Below are 251 nucleotides of genomic sequence, written 5' to 3'. Positions count from 1 at the left end.
CATATTGGCGGGTATTCGGCGAATGTCGAACGACTGCATGGGCCTGGGTTTGCATTGCTCGGGAATGCGGGTGAGTTTCTTGATCCGGTGTTTTCGTCGGGTGTGACTATTGCTTTGCGCTCCGCGCATCTTGCTGTTGGGACGCTTGAGCGTCAGTTTGCTGGCGAGAGTGTTGACTGGCAGTCTGCTTATGATGTTCCGCTGCGCAAGGGGATCGATACGTTTCGCGCGTTCGTCGAGCGCTGGTATAC

General features: G+C 55.8%; 1 protein-coding gene. It reads left to right on the top strand.

All coding sequences use genetic code 11. The annotated features are described in order from the left end of the window. The coding region (locus SB753_RS39710) for an NAD(P)/FAD-dependent oxidoreductase (protein WP_410805500.1) at positions 1-251 on the top strand (251 nt) is incomplete at both ends.

It is taken from the genome of Paraburkholderia sp. SIMBA_053 (assembly GCF_046534895.1).
Classification (GTDB): domain Bacteria; phylum Pseudomonadota; class Gammaproteobacteria; order Burkholderiales; family Burkholderiaceae; genus Paraburkholderia; species Paraburkholderia caledonica.
Note: the sequence above shows the minus strand (reverse complement) of the source record. Positions and strands in the feature narration are given on the sequence as shown.